Raw genomic sequence first — 15,937 nt, 5'->3', positions numbered from 1 at the left:
TCTTGAACACCGCTGGGCTTCGCATGCCACCCGCGCATTCGTATGCCTTGCAATCATGGCCCCGGATAGGCCACAACCCGCCGAAATAGACCTAAGGCAGACCCAATGAACATCGACGCGATCCCGATCGGCAAGAATCCCCCCGACGACCTCAACGTGATCATCGAGGTGCCGCTGGGCGGCGAGCCGATCAAGTACGAGATCGACAAGGCCTCGGGGGCGCTGTTCGTCGACCGGTTCCTCTATACGCCGATGCGCTATCCGGGGAATTACGGCTTCGTGCCGCATACGCTTTGCGGCGACGGCGATCCGCTCGACGTGATCGTGATGAACTCGCGGCCGCTGGTGCCGGGTGCGGTGGTGCGCTGCCGGCCGTTCGGCATCCTGTTCATGGAAGACGATGGCGGCACCGACGAGAAGATCCTCGCCGTGCCGGTGTCGAAGCTGACCAAGATGTATGACGGGATCAACGACATCACCGACATGCAGCCGATCCAGCTGGAGCGGGTGAAGCACTTTTTCACCCACTACAAGGATCTCGAGCCCGGCAAGTGGGCCAAGATCGAAAAGCTCGGCGGCGTCGACGATGCGCGGCGGGTGATTCTCGAATCGATCGAGCGGGCCAAGGCGGCGAAGTAGTGCCGGCGGGTGCGCTGGTAGGCCCGATTGGGCCGCCCCTTGAAACTGTGAAACCGGGTTCACATATATCGGTCAACGGTTGGATCGGGGCGCTGTCCCTCCCGGCGACATGATCCCAGCCTACGAAAGGCGCTCCCCTAACGGGTTGAGCGCCTTTCTCTTTTTCAGCGTGTCGAAGGGTGAGCGATGAGCGGACGGATCGTCATTCTCAACGGGGTGCCGAGGGCGGGGAAATCCTCGATCGCGCGGGCGGTGATGGCGCTGGTGCCGGGGCGGTGGGTGAACCTCGGCGTCGATGCGATGAACGAGGCGCTGCCCAAGGACATGCTGCCTGGGATCGGCTTGCGGCCGGGCGGGGAGCGGGCGGAGCTGGAGCCGACGGTGGTGCGGCTCTATGCCGAGCTATACGACGAGATCGCGGAGCGGGCACTGGCTGGTGGCGATGTGGTGGTCGATGTCGGGCACCATGACGGCTACTCGCGGCCGCTTGGCATACTGGCCGCATCGGCGCGGCGGCTTGCTGGGCTGCCGGTGCTGTTCGTCGGGGTGCGCTGTCCGATCGAGGTGATCATGGCGCGGCGGAATGCCAATCCGCAGCACGGGTTCGGCCTCTATGTAGCGGGCGAAGGCGTGCCGGAGGCGGTGCGGCGCTGGCAGGGTGCGGTGCATGTGCCGGGGATCTACGATCTTGAGGTCGATACCGGGGTGATGACGCCGGAGCAGTGTGCGGCGGCGATCGCCTCGGCACTGCTGGCGCCGCCGCGGCCGAGTGCCTTCGAGCGGCTCGCCACACTCTAGCGTCAGTGCGGTCAACCACCAGCCAAAGCGACTACGGGTAACCCGCATGCGGGACGTCGACGCGGGCGCTGAAGACGCGGCCGGTGGGCTTGGCGACATCGACAGTGCCCGTCCATTCATTGGCGACCATGTAGAGCGTCCGGCCATCGGGGCCACCGAGCATGACGGCAAAGCACATGCGGTCGAGCTCGAACTTCTCGACGATCTCGCCACCATCGCGGACGCGCAGCACGGTGGGTCCGGTCGAGGTCCAGATGGCGCCTTCGGCATCGGCGCAGATGCCGTCATTGCCGTACTCGCCGACATTGGCCCATAGCCTGCGATTGCTGAGGCTGCCGTCCTCGGCGATGTCGAAGGCGCTGAGGTTGCCGTTGAACGACTCGGCGCAGACCAACGTCCTGCCGTCGGCGAGAATGGCCATACCGTTGGGGAAGGCGAGACCTTCGGCCACCTTGCGACTGGTGCCGTCGGGCGAGACCAGCGCGATGAAGCCGGGGCGGAATTCGCCGTCGGGGAAGTCGAAATCGACATTGTTGACGTAGATGTGGCCGCTGGGGTGCACGGTAATTTCGTTGCAGCCGCGGTCCGACAGGCTCGACAGGTCGGCGAAACGCGTGAAGCTGCCGTCGGGCTGCCGCACCTTCAGATCGTTATCTGCGGCGTGGACCAGCAGCATCCGCCCATCGGACAGCCAGTCGAAAGAAAAGGGCAACGAGGCGACCTCCGCCTCGACGGTTGACCGGCCTTCGCTGTCGATGGTGTAGAGTTTCTGGCCGACCCAGTCGGCGAACCAGAGCTTGCCATCATGCCAGCGCGGGCACTCGCCGAGCAGGATGCCATCCATCAGCTGGGTTATCTCAGTCATCGTCGCACTCCCTCATCGCTCTCAGGACAGTGTCGGGCGACGCGCGGCCATTTCGACAGGGGCGGGAAAGAAATCGGGCGCCGGAGGGGTGTCCGGCGCCCGAAGGGATTAGTGATTCACGTGAAGCAGGAGCGGCTTAGTGGCCGCCCATGCCCGCCATTTCGGGGTTCGCCGGCGGCTTCTTGACGAAGAAGGCCGCAACGATGGCGAACGTCGAGATGACGGCGCCGCAGAGGAACCCGGTGCGGATGCCGGCGGCGAGCGCGGTCACCGGCTCGGTGCCGGCGGCCGTCAGCGCGGCGGTCTGGATGGTCATCAGTGCCACGAACAGGGCGACGCCCGCCGCACCCGCGACCTGCTGGACCGAGCCGAGAATGGCCGAGCCATGCGAATAGAGCTGCATGGGGAGCGAGCTCAGCGACGCGGTGAACAGCGGTGTGAACATGATGGCGAGGCCGATGCAGAGCGTGATGTGGCCGGCGAGGATCACCCAGATCGAGGTGTTCTGATCGACCAGCGTGAGGCCCCAGAGCACGGCGCTGACAAGGATCGAGCCGGGAACCAGTAGGCGTGTCGTGCCCCACTTGTCGTAGAGCCGGCCGACCACCGGGCCGAGCAGACCCATCGTCAAGCTGCCTGGCAGCAGCATCATGCCGATCTGCAGCGGATCGAGCTTGATGACGTTCTGCAGGAACAGCGGCAGGAGGATGATGACGCCGAACAGCGCCATCATGGCGATGGCCATCATCACCACCGACAACGTGTAGTTGCGGATGGCGAAGGCGCGGAGATCGAGCAGCGCCTTATCCTGCAGGCTGAGCTGGCGCCACACGAACAGCACCATGGTGACGAGACCGACGCCGAGCGGAATCCACGGCGACATGCTGCCCTCGCCAGTGGCAGCCGACGCCTCGCCGAAGCTCGAGAGGCCATAGACGATGCCGCCGAATGCCAGCGCCGAAAGGACCACCGAGATGAAATCGAGCGGGGTCGAACGCGGGGTCGAGACGTTCTTCATCCGCCACGCGCCCAGTGCCAGGGCGGCGAGCGCGATCGGCAGCACCAGGATGAACATGAAGCGCCACTCGAAGTGAGTGAGGATGAAGCCGCCGATGGTCGGGCCGATGGCCGGAGCCACCGACATGACGATCGAGATGTTGCCCATGGTCTTGCCGCGGGATTCGGGAGGCACCAGCGTCATCACCGTGGTCATCAGCAGCGGCATCATGATGGCGGTGCCGGTTGCCTGGATGACGCGGCCGAAGACCAGGAGCTCAAGGCCGGGCGAGAGGGCGCAGATCAGCGTACCGGCCGAGAAGATTGACATGGCGAGCATGTAGATCGGCCGGGTGTTGATGCGCTGCAGCAGGAAGCCGGTGATGGGAATCACCACCGCCATCGTGAGGAGGAACGCGGCGGTGAGCCACTGGGCGGCGCTGGCGGTGACGCCGAGATCGGTCATCAGCGGCTGGATGGCGACGCTCATGATGGTCTCGTTGAGGAACACCACGAAGGTGGAGACGAGCAGCAGCGCGATCACCAGCCGGTTGCGGGCGGCGGTGGAGGAATCAATCGGAGCCGAGGCGGGCGCGAACCCGGCGGCATCGGACGGGACATCGGTGATGGTGTCGGAGGTCATTTGCGGCCTGCCTTGCGAGAAAATGAATCAAAGTAGGGGACGGTAGATGGCACAGATGGGGCGGCTGGAGCCAGCCGCCAAGGCGCATAACGCGGATGCATTGGGGCGGCAATTACTGGTGCGGTCATGAGGAAATCTCCTTGGCTTTCACCAGATCGACGAGTGACGTGCGGTGGAATCGACAGCGGCCGTATCGAAATCAGTTAAGCGGTGACTTAAGCGTTGTTGGAGCGAGAGTCAACGCAAGACGTCCGTGGGAACCGATGATCCGCTCGCACTGCGGCTGTCCTAACGCAGGGTGGGGGTCTTGAAGCAAGCCCCTTGTGCGCTACATATCAATAACGGAGGGGGGCAGTGCCCACCTCCTTTTTGCTGTCTGCCGGACGCGGCAGCCCACCTCCAAATCCCTCCAGAAGCCCACCGACCCGTATGGATGTGCTCCGTTACGAGCGCGTCGCAGTGGCGTGAAAGCCTGATACAGTTCCGCCCGCAGGGTGGGACCGGTGGGTAGCGTCAACTTCTGGAGATTGCACATGCATTATAAGGAAGAGAAATTTGAAGGTCGGGGCGGACTGAGCATTTTCTATCGCTCGTGGCGTCCGGATAATGCAGCGCGGGCGATTGTGGTCATCGTCCCCGGGTTCAACTCGCATGGTGGCCAGTATGGCTGGGCAGCCGAGCAACTGGTGGCAGACGGGCTGGCGGTCTACGCCGTCGACCTGCGCGGTCGCGGCAAATCGGATGGCGAACGGTTCTATGTCGACAAGTTCGCCGACTATGTCGGCGATGTCGAAGGGCTGATGAAGATCGTCAAGCAGCGCGAGCCGGGGCTGAAAGTGTTCCTCCTCGGACACAGCGCCGGCGGCGTGGTGTCGTGCATCTACACGCTGGAGCACCAAGCGGAGCTGGCTGGGCTGATCTGCGAGAGTTTTGCGCATCAGGTGCCGGCGCCGGACTTCGCGCTCGCGGTGCTGAAGGGGCTGAGCCACATCGCGCCGCACGCCCAGGTGCTGAAGCTCAACAACGAGGATTTCTCGCGAGATCCGGCGGTGGTGGCGGCGCTGAATGCCGATCCGCTGATCGCCCATGAAACTCAGCCGACCAAGACCGTGGCGGAGATGGTGCGGGCCGATGAGCGGCTGAAGGCGGAGTTTCCGCTGATCACCCTGCCGGTGCTGATCCTCCACGGTACGCTCGACAAAGCGACCAAGCCGAGCGGCAGCCAGCTGTTCTACGACACGGCCGGCTCGGCCGACAAAACCCTCAAGCTCTATGAGGGGCACTTCCACGACCTGCTCAGTGACCTCGGCAAGGAAGAGGTGATGGGCGACATCACCGGCTGGATCGACGCGCGGGCTTGAGGCGGCGCCGCAGTTGAGTTGGAGGCCGGGGCGATGCTCCGGCCTTTTGCGTTTCAGGTGTAGGGTTCGGGAACCTCTTGCGCAGGCGGACACTCCAATGCCGCACGGAGGATGAGATGCTGACAGTGCTGAAGCAGCGGAGCGACGTGGCTGGGCTGAGCGAGGCAGAACTGGTCGAGCTGGCGCGACAAGGTGGCGAGAACGCCATTCGCACGCTGATCGAGCGCAACAACCAGCGGCTGTTCCGGGCCGCGCGCAGCGTGCTGCGCAATGACGGCGAGGCCGAGGACGTGGTGCAGGAAACCTATGTGAAGGCGTTCACGGCGCTGGCGAGCTTTCGCGGCGAGGCGAGCTTTTCCACCTGGCTGACCCGCATTGCGCTGAACGAGGCGGTGTCCCGGTTGCGACGGCGGCGCAGGAACAGCGATCTAGAAGCGCTGGACCAGGCGGTGAGCGCCGATGCCGGGCTGGTGTTGCTGTTCCCGCTGTCGCTGGTTCCGCTCCCCGCTGATACGGAGGCCGCACGGTCAGAAATGCGCCAGATACTGGAAACAGCCATCGATGGCCTGCCGGAGGGATTTCGCACGGTGTTCGTGCTGCGCGATGTCGAGGGGCTGAGCACCGAGGAGACGGCGGAGCAGCTGACGCTGAAGCCGGAAACGGTGAAGACCCGGCTGCACCGGGCGCGGCGGATGTTGCGGGCGGTGCTGGAAGAGCAGATGCGCGGCTCGTTCGCCGAACTCTATCCGTTCGACGGCGCGCGCTGCGCCAACATGGCGGACCGGGTGATCGCGAAGCTCAGGCAGGCCTAACCGGTCACAGCGGCTTTTCGGCGAGGCCGCGGAAGGCGTCGGGGATGGAGCGCTCGAGTTCGAGCGTGGCGGAGCCGTAGCCGATGGCTTCGCGGCCGAAGCGAGTGCGGACGGCATCCATGGCGCGATCGGCGACGAGGCGGGAGGCGCCGCGACGGGTGCCGGGGTGGCGGGGCTCGTCGGCGAGGCCGAGCGGCAGTTCGAGCTGGACCAGCGGGTTGCGCTCGAGGTGCGAGACCGAGATGGCGAGGAGCGTGATGGTGCGCTCGTCGGGGTGATCGGCCTGCACGACGCGCACCAGGTCTTCGGCGATCTCAGCGAGGCTGACAGTGGCGGCGATGGGGCTATCGATGGTGATCGAGCGGGTGACGGCGCGCATGTCGCGGAAGCGGACGCGCAGGGTGATGGTGTGGCCGTGCCAGGATTTGACCCGCAAGCGCGAGGCGATGCGATCGGCGAGGTGGTGCAGCGTCGGGCGGTAGATACGCTCGATGAAAGGCTTTTTGCCGAGGGCGGATTGAGCGCCGGCCGAGCGGGCGCGCTGATTGGTGACGATGGCGCGCGGGTCGCGGTTCCAGCTCAGGGCGCTGAGCTTTTCGCCGGTGGCGCGGCCGAGCAGAGCCTGCACCCATTCGACGTGCTTTTCGGCGAGCTGGCCGATGGTGAGGATGCCCTCGTCTTCGAGCTTGCCTTCGGTGACCGGGCCGACGCCCCACATCAGCCCGACCGGCAGATGATGGAGGAATTCGAGTTCGCGGACCGGGTCGACGACGACGAGGCCATCGGGCTTGGCGACCTGCGAGGCGATCTTGGCGAGATGCTTGGTCCGCGCGACGCCGACGGAGATGGGGAGGCCGAGCTCGGCGCGGACGCGGGTGCGGATGGTCTGGGCGATGGTTTCGGGCGAGCCGAACAGGTGTTCGCAGCCGGCGACATCGGCGAAGGCTTCGTCGATGGAGATACGTTCGACCAGCGGGGTGTAGTCGGAGAGCACGGCGATGGCGGCGTCACCGAGCTGTTGGTATTCCTCGAAATGGCCGCCAGTGAAGATCAGTTCGGGGCAGAGTTCCTTCGCGGCCCAGCCGGACATGCCGCCGTGGACGCCGAAGGCCTTGGCCTCGTACGAGGCAGCGAGCACTACGCCACCGCCGACGGCGATCGGTTTGCCGCGCAGCTCGGGGTTCAGCAGCTGCTCGACCGAGGCGTAGAAGGCATCGAGATCGGCATGCAGGATGGTGGCGGGCTCCATCCGGGTTCTCCGTGGCGGCGTTGAGAACATAAAGTGAACGAAGGGTGGGGCTTGTCAAGCTGAGTTTGCGGCTGCCGGGGGCTTGTCTTGCTATCGACAGGTGTGCCGCCTAGGTCTGCTGCTGGGGATCTGGAGGGTGCGATGCGGGCAGTGGTCTATTCGGCTTACGGGATGCCGGAGGAGTTGCGGCTGACGGAGGTGGCACGGCCGGTGCCGAAGGCGGGCGAGGTGCTGATCCGGGTGAAGGCGGCGTCGCTCAATTCTTGGGATTGGGACCTGCTGCGGGGCCAGCCGTTCCTGGTGCGGCTCGGCGGGCTGCTGCGGCCGCCGTACCCGATCCTTGGGGCGGATGTGGCGGGCGTGGTCGAGGCGGCAGGCGAGGGGGTAACGCGGTTCGCGGTGGGCGATGCGGTGTTCGGCGATCTCAGCGGGGCGAGCTGGGGCGGGTTCGCGGAGTATGTCGCGGCGCCTGAAGCTGCATTAGCGGCGATCCCCGCGGGAGTGAGTTTTGAGGCCGCGGCGGCAACGCCGCAGGCGGGACTCTTGGCGTGGCAGGGGTTGCGCTGGAAGGGCGAGGTGCAGCCGGGCGACAAGGTGCTGATCAATGGCGGCGGAGGCGGGGCGGGGACGTTTGCGATCCAGCTGGCCAAGCGTGCCGGGGCCGCGGTGACGGGGGTGGACCGGGCCGAGAAGGCGGAGCTGATGCGATCGGTCGGGGCGGACCGGGTGATCGACTATGCGGCGACGGACTTCACTGCCGAGGGGCTGCAGTACGACCTCATCCTCGACATGGTGGCGGCGCGGCCGCTGGCGCATTACCGGCGGGCGCTGGGTCCGCGGGGCCGGTTCGTGATGGTGGGTGGGAAGACGTCGACGATCCTCACGGTGGCACTGGCCGGGGCGATGACATCGAAGCCGGAGGGGCAACAGATGGGGCTGCTGCTGCACCGGCCGGATGTGGGGCAACTGGCGGAGCTTGGGGCGCTGGTGGCAGCGGGGACGATCGTGCCGGCGGTGGAGCGGGTGTATCCGCTGGAACAGGCTGCAGAGGCGTTTCAGCGGATCGGCGACGGGCGGGCGCTGGGGAAGCTGGTGGTGGCGCCGTAGCTGTCAGCCCCCCGCCAGGGCCAGCAGGCGGTCGGTTTCTTCCGGGACGTTCTCCGAAAGGCGGGCTGCGGCGATGATGGGGAGCCAGGCGCGGATTTCGGGGGCGGTAAGGGGGCCGAGGGCCAGGTAGCGCTCGAGATAGGCGTTGGCGAGGTCGGGGCCGGCGCCGTGCAGCATCAGCACGTAGGAGCGGGCGACGTCGGCGGCGGGTGGGCCGGAGGTGGCGTCGGGCCAATCGACGATGATGGCGGCGCCGGGCGTGCCGATGATGTTGAACGGGTGGAAATCGCCGTGGCAGAGGCGGTTGCCATCGGGCAAGCAGGCCAGGTCGACGAGCTGTTTTGTGCGCAGCGCTTCGTCGAGCTGGGGCACATGGGCGATGCGGTGCGCCAGGCGAGGCTTCAGCGGCGACAGGCGCGTTTCCTCGCGGGCGTGCATGGCTAGGTGTAGCTGCACCATGGCTTCGAGCGCGGCGGGGATCTGCGTGGGATCGGCGGTGGCGAGGGTCGCCAGCGGCTGGCCGGTGGCGCGGGACATGACGAGGCCCCAGCGGCCGGCGAACTTGCCGGCTTCGAAAACCTGCGGGGTGGGCAGGCCGTGATCGGCGACGACGGCGAGGATGGCAGCCTCGCTGAAGGCGACGGCGCGGGCGGCAGGGTCACGATAGAGCTTCAGCACGTGCTCGCCGTAGTGGAAGGCTTCGGCCACCTTGCCGGAGCCGAGCAGGTGGCCGATTTCGGGGCGGGTCATCAGCTGAGCGCGGCCTTGAGGGCGGTGGCAATCGTGTCCTTCCCGCGGGTGAGCTGGAAGACCTTGCCGATCGACTTGGGCTCTTCGAGCAGGGCGACCACCACCGCGGCGACGTCCTCGCGCGGGACCGACTCCTCGTTGATCGCCTCCTGGCTCAGCACCACCTTGCCGGTGCCGCCGCCATCGGTGAGCTCGCCCGGCTCGAGGATGGTCCAATCGAGGCTGGAGCTGGTGATGTGCTTGGCCGCGGCGCGCTTCTGCTTGTAATAGTCCTTCATCTCATCGTTCATCGAACGGGTGGAAAGCCCGGTGCTGGCGCCGATGGAAGAGATCGAGACGTAGCGCTTCACGCCCGTCTTTTCGGCAGCGCGGACGGTGCGCAGCGTGCCCGTGCGGTCGAGGGCGCTGCTTTCGCCGGCGCCGGACCCGGCCGCGAACACCACGGCATCGGCATCCTTCATGGCGAAAACGATGTCGTCGAAGGGCGATTTATCGAGATCGAGCAGCACGGTTTCGGCGCCGAGCTTCACCATATCGGCCATGTGCCGGGGGTTGCGAATAGTGGCGACGACGGCGTGCCTGGCCGCGATGAGCTTTTCAACGATCAGGATGCCGGTGCGGCCGTGGCCGCCGATGACGATGATGCGCATTGGGATACCTCAGTTCCGGAAAGGGTGCCGCAGGTGAGGCGATAGGGCAAGCTCGCTAGGAGTAAGGGAGATGATTCGATGACTGGACGGCAGGTGGTGGTGCACCACGACGATCTGGGGGCGAGCTGGAGCGCCAACATGGCGTTTCTCGAGCTTTGCGAGCAGGGCGTGGTCACTTGCGGCTCGGTGATGGTGCCTTGCCCGTGGTTTCCGCATATGGCGCAGTTGGCGCGGGAGAATTCCGAGCTCGATATCGGGGTGCACCTGACGCTGACCGCCGAGTTCGACCGCTTTCGCTGGCGGCCGATGACCGGCACGGCGGACAATGGCATGTGCGACGCCGAGGGTTTTATGTGGCGCCGGGTGGCGGACACGCGGGGCGCCGATGTGGCGGCGGTGGAGCGCGAGCTCCGGGCGCATATCGATGCGGCGCTCGACGCGGGCATCGATGTGACGCATCTCGATGCGCATATGGGCACGGTGTGGTTGCCCGAGTTCGTCGAGATCTACGAGCGGCTGGGGGCGGACTACCGGTTGCCGATCTTCCTGCCGGGGCCAACGGATAGCTGGGTGGAGCCTTCGGCGGCGCTGAATCGCGCGACGGAGCGGGCTCAGGGCCGGGGCAACCCGGTGTTCGACGGGGTGGTGTCGACGCCGTTCGGCAATCTCAGCCCGACGGCGGCGGACTATCGCGGAATCCTCGACGGCGCGCGGCCGGGGCTCAACTGGGGGGCGTTCCATTTCACCCGGCCCGGTGACGTCGCGATGATCTCGGACGACGCGCCGCTGCGGCTCGCCGAGTACGAGCTGTTCCGTTCGGGCGCGGTGGAGCCGATGTATGCCGAGCTCGGGCTGGAGCTGGTGGGGATGCGCGGGTTCCGCGAGCGGATGCGGGGCCGGTAGATCGATTTTCTCCGATGCGGATTCGCGATGTCGAATTGGCGGGCGCGGGTTCGACTAGCCTCGTAAATCCGGAGGGATCGAAAAATGAAGTTCGTTTGTCTCGTCTATATCGACAGTGTGGCCATCGGGGCGCTGAGTGAGGCCGAGGGGCGGCAACTGGCCGACGACTCGATTGCGTTCGACTGGGGCCTGAGGAACAGCGGCAAGCTGATCCTGGCGCAGCCGCTGGAGGCGCCGGGGACGGCGGTGACGGTGCGGCAGCGGGCGGGCAAGCTCTCCCGCACCGACGGGCCGTTCGTCGAGGCCAAGGAGCACCTGGGCGGGTTCTTCATGATCGAGGCGGCTGATATCGACGAGGCGATCGCACTGGCGAAGACGAGCCCGATCATGCGCGTCGCGAGCGTGGAAGTGCGGCCGGTGCTGGAGCAGGTGGATAGTGTGACGCGGTTGGGGCGGCCGGGGGTGGTCAGTTGAATCTGACCATGCATAGCAATTGAACAGAGCAGCAAAGCCGATCGCAAACATGGCGCCGGCCGAGCGCGCTGACCTAGCTAGGATCAAGATCCGCAAGGTAGTAGATCGCATTAGTGCTCTGCTGGCGTTGTCTGAACAGAACAAACTGATCGTCTACTCACCGCTTCTGTCCGGTCAGATACCCCGCTCTCTCGCTGCAAATGCGTTCAATATTTTCCAACGCGCGATGCATGCACAGGAGGTCGTGCAGCTCTTCGCGCTTTGGGATACCCCTGACGAGAAGCTGACGCAGAACAGCATAAGGATAGTACACCAACTGATCGACGACGACGGGGTGGTGGACATCTTGGCGAGAGAGGCCGGGTCATTCTGGCCCCACCAGCCGAGCTTCGGCGAGGGGGAAGAAGCGAAGACCCGGAAAGACCTGAACTTGCTAAGGATCAAGATTCCGCAGGTAGTTTCGTCGGAAGAGTTCCGGGCCCTAAAGAACCTCAGAGACAAGTATCTGGCTCATGCCCTCGACGCTACCGTAGCGGAATCCAAGGGATCTCCGATAAGGGCCGCCAAGTATGGCGATGAGCAGAAGCTGCTCCAAGAGACCGTTGAGATCATTGAGGGTCTCTACCTGCGAGTGTCGGGTACGAACTTCGATCTAGAGGAGAATCGAGCCATGCATGGTCGCCACGCGGAAGAGTTGTGGTGGAACTGCACGTTCAAAATACCCGGCCGATGACCCATCGGTGCCGAGCGATCGCCCGAAATAAGAAGGCCCGGGTCTCCCCGGGCCTCCTGCATTTCGCATCAGGAGAGAGGCTTACGCCACCCCACCCATATGGGCCAGCACCGCCAGCAGCAGGAGCGCCACGATGTTCGTGATCTTGATCATCGGGTTCACTGCGGGACCAGCCGTGTCCTTGTAGGGGTCGCCGACGGTGTCGCCGGTGACGGAGGCTTTGTGGGCGTCGGAGCCTTTGAAGTGCTTGACGCCGTGGCTGTCGGTGAAGCCGTCTTCGAAGCTCTTCTTAGCGTTGTCCCAGGCCCCGCCGCCGGCGGTCATCGAGATGGCGACGAAGAGGCCGGTGACGATGACGCCCATCAGCATGGCGCCGAGCGCGGCGAAGCCCTGGTCGCGGCCGGCGATCCAGAAGATGACGACGAAGACGACGATCGGCGACAGCACCGGCAGCAGCGAGGGAACGATCATTTCCTTGATCGCGGCCTTGGTGAGCATGTCGACGGCCTTGCCGTAGTCAGGTTTGTCGGTGCCGGCCATGATGCCCGGCTTTTCCTTGAACTGGCGGCGGACTTCCACCACCACCGATTGCGCGGCGCGACCGACGGCAGTCATCGCCATGCCGCCGAAGAGGAACGGCAGGAGGCCGCCGAACAGCAGGCCGACCACCACGTAGGGGTTAGCGAGCGAGAAGTTCACCGCCTGCATGCCGTAGAAGAACGAGCCTTCGACGGCGTTGGCGACGAAGTACTGCAGATCCTGCGTATAGGCGGCGAACAGCACCAGGGCGCCGAGGCCGGCCGAACCGATGGCGTAGCCCTTGGTGACGGCCTTGGTGGTGTTACCGACGGCGTCGAGCGCGTCGGTGTTGTGACGCACTTCCTTGTCGAGGCCGGCCATTTCGGCAATGCCGCCGGCATTGTCGGTGACCGGACCGAAGGCATCGAGGGCCACGACGATACCGGCGAGCGCCAGCATGGTTGCCACGGCGAAGGCGATGCCGAACAGGCCCGCCAGGTTATAGGTGACGATGATGCCGGCGATGATGACGATGGCCGGGAGCGCGGTGGATTCGAGCGAGACCGCGAGGCCCTGGATGACGTTGGTGCCGTGGCCGGTGACCGAGGCTTCGGCGATCGAGTTGACCGGGCGGCGGCCGGTGCCGGTGTAGTATTCGGTGATGACGATGATCAGGCCGGTGATGGCGAGGCCGACGACACCGCACCAGAACAGGTGCCACGGGGTGAAGGCCTTTTCGGCGGTGCCGAGTGCGGCATTGAGATCGCCGAACACCAGCCAGAGCACGGGGAGCAGCGCGATCAGCGAGAGGACGCCGGTGGCGATGATGCCCTTGTAGAGGGCGCCCATGATGTTGTTGGAGGCGCCGAGCTTGACGAAGTAGGTGCCGATGATCGAGGTGATGACGCAAGCGCCGCCGATGGCGAGCGGCAGCACCATGCCCATGAGCTTGAAGGCGTCGGGCAGGACGATGGCGGCCAGCACCATGGTGGCGACGATGGTCACCACGTAGGTTTCGAACAGGTCGGCGGCCATGCCGGCGCAATCGCCGACGTTATCGCCCACGTTGTCGGCAATGGTGGCCGGGTTGCGCGGATCATCTTCCGGGATGCCGGCTTCGACCTTGCCCACCATATCGCCGCCGACATCCGCACCCTTGGTGAAGATACCGCCGCCGAGACGGGCGAAGATCGAGATCAGCGAAGCGCCGAAGCTGAGCGCCACCAGGGAGTCGATGACGACGCGGCTGGTCGGCTCGTTGCCGAGGAACTGGGTGAGGACGATGAAGTAGAGCGCCACGCCGAGAAGGCCGAGGCCAGCGACGAGCAGGCCCGTGACCGCGCCGGACTTGAAGGCGAGGTCGAGACCGCCGGCGAGCGATTTGGTTGCCGCCTGCGCGACGCGCACGTTGGCGCGGACCGAGACGTTCATGCCGATGAAGCCGGCGGCGCCCGAGAGCACTGCGCCGATCAGGAAGCCGACGGCGGCATAGGCGCCGAGCAGGAAGAAGGCGAGGATGAAGATGACCACGCCGACGATGCCGATGGTGGTGTACTGGCGGCGGAGATAGGCGGAGGCGCCTTCACGCACTGCGGCGGAAATCTCCTGCATGCGGGCGGAACCCGCATCGGCCTTCAACAGGCCCTGCGTCGTGACGACGCCGTAAACGATGGAGAGCAGACCGCATATGACGATCGCCCAGAGCAATAGAGTCATAGAAATGTTCCCTCGGTTCTGATCACCGGGGAACGCTCCGTAGTTGCAGCGGCGAACCGCTCCTCCTCGCCCCCCGACGATGCGTGCCAAACTTGTGCCAAATCGCCGCAGGGTGTGCAACGGCTTTGCGACAAGGGGATGCGGGGCGGTCTGCCTTCTCCCCTTGAGGGAGAAGGTGGCGAGCGCAGCGAGACGGATGAGGGGGCGGATATCGCGACTGCCCCTCACCCGCCTCGCTTTGCGAGGCACTCTCTCCCTCAAGGGGAGAGGGAAGGGGTGCTAGGCGGCGTAGCGGGAGGCTGGCTTTGAGAGCGACAGGTGGGGTTGGAGCGCGGTGCGCTTTTCGGCCCAGGCCTCGTAGGCGGCGACGGATTCCAGCGAGGGGATGGTGACCAGTTCGCCGGCGTCGAGGCCAGCGAGGGCGGCATCGACCATGGCGTCGGCGTCCATCACCGCTTCGTCGGGGAGGCCGGCGCCGCCTGATATCATCGGGGTGCGGGTGTAGCCGGGGAGGACGGCCTGGACCTGAACGCCCCTGGCTTTGACATCGAGATCGAGCGACAGCGAGAGGTTGAGCACATAAGCCTTGGAGGCGGCGTAGGCGGCGGCCCCCGGATTGTCGATGAAGGCCATGGCGGAGGCGAGATTGACGATGGCGCCGTTGCCACGGGTGGCGAAGGCCTTGGCCGCGACTGAGGCGAGGCGAGTGAGGGCGACGACGTTGACGGTCAGCATGCTGGTCAGATCGTCGAGATTGCCGGCGCTGAGCGGGCCGCCGCCGATGAGGCCGGCGGAGTTGACGAGGAGGGTGATCGAGGCGTCGGTGTCGAGGCGGCGCTCGACGCGGGCGAGGCCGGCGGCATCTCCGAGGTCGGCGACGATGCGGTCGACGACGACACCGTTGGCAGTGGACAGGCTGGCGGCGAGCGCCTGCAGCTTTTCGGAGTTGCGCCCGACAAGGACGAGGTCATAGCCGCGCTTGGCGAGGCGGTCAGCGTAGATTTCGCCGATGCCGGATGAGGCTCCGGTGATGAGGGCGGTTCCGGGACGTGCGGCCATGATCGATCTCCTGTGAATGGCGACAGGTCATTTACATGATGATCGTAATTTATCGTGACAAGGGTGCGGTCGTGGATTCTTTTGAGAGCAGGCTGTCGGTGGCGGCGGTCAGGAATTCATCGGCGAGGGTGGGGTCGGTGACGGTGCGCGACAGCGTCAGGGCGCCGACCATGCTGGCGTAGATCGCCATGGCGCGGGCGCGGGAGACGCCGGTGGCTTCGACCATCAGGTCGAGGTAGCCGGCGATGCCGGCTTGAAAGGCGGCACGCAGTTCCGGGCTGCCGCGGGCGGCATCCTGCGACAAGGCGGCGATGGCGCAGCCGGCCTCGGTCGCGTCGCGATGTGCGGGGGAGAGATAGAGCCGCACGATGGCAGCAAGCGGATCGGGTGAGGATGCGGCGGCCTGGCGCAGCCGGTCGGTGGTTTCGGCGAAGACGCGGGTGACGGCTTCGGCTGCGAGGGCGTCCTTGCTGGCGAAGTTATTGTAGAAGCCGCCATGGGTCAGGCCGGCGGCCTTCATCAGGTCGGCGACGCCGATGCCGTCAAAACCGTGCCTGCGGAATTCGGTACCGGCGACCTCGACCACATGCGCACGGTTCTTCGCTGCCTGCTCGCGGGTGACCTTCATCGCACGCTCCAGTTTGATGCTGATCGTAATGTAAG

The 15,937-nt window shown here is 65.7% G+C and carries 16 protein-coding genes; 8 read left to right on the top strand and 8 right to left on the bottom strand.

Features of this window, described 5'->3' with window-relative positions; genetic code table 11:
- Positions 1 to 105: 105 nt before the first annotated feature.
- Entirely contained in the window at positions 106 to 639 is a 534-nt protein-coding gene (ppa, locus tag AC1DWU_RS03040) for an inorganic diphosphatase (RefSeq protein ID WP_477148476.1), read from the top strand.
- A 186-nt stretch (positions 640 to 825) separates the two neighbouring features.
- Positions 826 to 1,437: a chloramphenicol phosphotransferase CPT family protein gene (locus AC1DWU_RS03035; protein WP_477148475.1), complete on the top strand. Its 612-nt coding sequence runs from the start codon at positions 826 to 828 to the stop codon at positions 1,435 to 1,437.
- A 31-nt stretch (positions 1,438 to 1,468) separates the two neighbouring features.
- Here the strand turns inward: AC1DWU_RS03035 and AC1DWU_RS03030 are convergent, their stop codons facing one another.
- On the bottom strand, positions 1,469 to 2,302 hold the full coding sequence (locus tag AC1DWU_RS03030; protein ID WP_477148474.1) for an SMP-30/gluconolactonase/LRE family protein: 834 nt from the start codon (positions 2,300 to 2,302) through the stop codon (positions 1,469 to 1,471).
- Positions 2,303 to 2,438: 136 nt separating this feature from the next.
- Positions 2,439 to 3,941 carry an MDR family MFS transporter gene (locus AC1DWU_RS03025; protein WP_477148473.1) on the bottom strand — a complete coding sequence of 501 codons (1,503 nt, stop codon included), beginning with the start codon at positions 3,939 to 3,941 and terminating at the stop codon, positions 2,439 to 2,441.
- A gap of 533 nt (positions 3,942 to 4,474) precedes the next feature.
- Here AC1DWU_RS03025 and AC1DWU_RS03020 point away from each other — a divergent pair.
- Together AC1DWU_RS03020 and AC1DWU_RS03015 are read left to right on the top strand one after the other, a co-directional pair.
- On the top strand, positions 4,475 to 5,302 hold the full coding sequence (locus AC1DWU_RS03020) for a lysophospholipase (RefSeq protein WP_477148472.1): 828 nt from the start codon (positions 4,475 to 4,477) through the stop codon (positions 5,300 to 5,302).
- A 116-nt stretch (positions 5,303 to 5,418) separates the two neighbouring features.
- Positions 5,419 to 6,114, top strand: a complete 696-nt coding sequence (locus tag AC1DWU_RS03015) for an RNA polymerase sigma factor (RefSeq protein WP_477148471.1) — start codon at positions 5,419 to 5,421, stop codon at positions 6,112 to 6,114.
- Positions 6,115 to 6,118: 4 nt separating this feature from the next.
- Here AC1DWU_RS03015 and dinB read toward each other — a convergent pair whose 3' ends face one another.
- Entirely contained in the window at positions 6,119 to 7,363 is a 1,245-nt protein-coding gene (gene dinB, locus AC1DWU_RS03010) for a DNA polymerase IV (RefSeq protein WP_477148470.1), read from the bottom strand.
- Positions 7,364 to 7,504: 141 nt separating this feature from the next.
- Between dinB and AC1DWU_RS03005 the strand changes: the two genes are divergently transcribed.
- On the top strand, positions 7,505 to 8,470 hold the full coding sequence (locus tag AC1DWU_RS03005; RefSeq protein ID WP_477148469.1) for an NAD(P)-dependent alcohol dehydrogenase: 966 nt from the start codon (positions 7,505 to 7,507) through the stop codon (positions 8,468 to 8,470).
- 3 nt (positions 8,471 to 8,473) lie between these two features.
- Here the strand turns inward: AC1DWU_RS03005 and AC1DWU_RS03000 are convergent, their stop codons facing one another.
- The gene (locus AC1DWU_RS03000) at positions 8,474 to 9,220 is read right to left on the bottom strand and encodes an aminoglycoside phosphotransferase family protein (protein ID WP_477148468.1); all 747 of its coding nucleotides are present in this window, start codon (positions 9,218 to 9,220) and stop codon (positions 8,474 to 8,476) included.
- Positions 9,220 to 9,870, bottom strand: coding sequence for an NAD(P)-binding oxidoreductase (locus AC1DWU_RS02995; protein WP_477148467.1), 651 nt, complete (start codon positions 9,868 to 9,870; stop codon positions 9,220 to 9,222). The genes AC1DWU_RS03000 and AC1DWU_RS02995 overlap by 1 nt, the downstream gene beginning before the upstream one ends.
- Positions 9,871 to 9,948: 78 nt before the next feature.
- On the opposite strand from AC1DWU_RS02995, the gene AC1DWU_RS02990 reads away from it, so the two are divergent.
- The 3 genes from AC1DWU_RS02990 (at position 9,949) to AC1DWU_RS02980 (ending at position 11,980) form a co-directional block, all read left to right on the top strand.
- Positions 9,949 to 10,773, top strand: coding sequence for a polysaccharide deacetylase family protein (locus AC1DWU_RS02990; RefSeq protein ID WP_477148466.1), 825 nt, complete (start codon positions 9,949 to 9,951; stop codon positions 10,771 to 10,773).
- Positions 10,774 to 10,857: 84 nt separating this feature from the next.
- Positions 10,858 to 11,247 (top strand): YciI family protein, encoded by a 390-nt coding sequence (locus AC1DWU_RS02985; RefSeq protein ID WP_477148465.1) that lies wholly within the window; start codon positions 10,858 to 10,860, stop codon positions 11,245 to 11,247.
- Positions 11,248 to 11,266: 19 nt separating this feature from the next.
- Positions 11,267 to 11,980, top strand: coding sequence for an AbiU2 domain-containing protein (locus AC1DWU_RS02980; RefSeq protein WP_477148464.1), 714 nt, complete (start codon positions 11,267 to 11,269; stop codon positions 11,978 to 11,980).
- A gap of 81 nt (positions 11,981 to 12,061) precedes the next feature.
- Here AC1DWU_RS02980 and AC1DWU_RS02975 read toward each other — a convergent pair whose 3' ends face one another.
- The 3 genes from AC1DWU_RS02975 to AC1DWU_RS02965 form a co-directional block, all read right to left on the bottom strand.
- Positions 12,062 to 14,215: a sodium-translocating pyrophosphatase gene (locus AC1DWU_RS02975; RefSeq protein WP_477148463.1), complete on the bottom strand. Its 2,154-nt coding sequence runs from the start codon at positions 14,213 to 14,215 to the stop codon at positions 12,062 to 12,064.
- A gap of 279 nt (positions 14,216 to 14,494) precedes the next feature.
- The gene (locus AC1DWU_RS02970) at positions 14,495 to 15,274 is read right to left on the bottom strand and encodes an SDR family NAD(P)-dependent oxidoreductase (protein WP_477148462.1); all 780 of its coding nucleotides are present in this window, start codon (positions 15,272 to 15,274) and stop codon (positions 14,495 to 14,497) included.
- A gap of 49 nt (positions 15,275 to 15,323) precedes the next feature.
- Complete coding sequence (locus AC1DWU_RS02965; RefSeq protein ID WP_477148461.1) at positions 15,324 to 15,902, bottom strand: TetR/AcrR family transcriptional regulator; 579 nt, start codon at positions 15,900 to 15,902, stop codon at positions 15,324 to 15,326.
- Positions 15,903 to 15,937: the final 35 nt, after the last annotated feature.

This window comes from Devosia sp. P2_G7, from assembly GCF_056403495.1.
This window is presented reverse-complemented; position numbering and strand designations above follow the sequence as displayed.